The organism is Halorubrum sp. SP9, assembly GCF_005435015.1.
GTDB classification, from domain to species: domain Archaea; phylum Halobacteriota; class Halobacteria; order Halobacteriales; family Haloferacaceae; genus Halorubrum; species Halorubrum sodomense.
In genome coordinates this window covers 1-438 of sequence record NZ_SGXU01000393.1, presented here as the reverse complement: position 1 = coordinate 438, position 438 = coordinate 1, and the positions used below count along the sequence as shown (strand labels likewise).

Below are 438 nucleotides of genomic sequence, written 5' to 3'. Positions count from 1 at the left end.
GAGGAGGAGTACGGCGAGGACGTGATCACCGAAGACCAGCTCTGGGAGGACCACGACGGCGAGCAGCCCGAGGGTACCCTCGTCGTCAAGGACCGCATCGCGGACAACATGCTCCAGCAGCTCCTGACCCGCACCGAGGAGTACGGGGTCATCGCGACGATGAACCTCAACGGCGACTACATGTCCGACGCCGCCGGCGCCCAGATCGGCGGCCTCGGCATCGCGCCCGGCGCCAACTTCGGCCACGGCCGCTGTCTCGCCGAGCCCGTCCACGGCTCCGCGCCCAAGTACGCGGGCGAGGACAAGGTGAACCCCACCGCGATGATCCTCTCCGGCCGCGAGATGCTCGATTACCTCGGCTGGTCCGACGCCGCCGACCTCGTGCGCGACGCCGTCGAGGAGACCATCGCCTCCGGGAAGGTCACCTACGACCTCCAC

The 438-nt window shown here is 68.9% G+C and carries 1 protein-coding gene; it reads left to right on the top strand.

What is annotated here, in order from left to right; translation table 11 throughout:
* Nucleotides 1-438 (top strand): isocitrate/isopropylmalate family dehydrogenase (locus tag EXE45_RS18005; protein WP_241989536.1); only part of this gene is annotated, 438 nt, incomplete at both ends.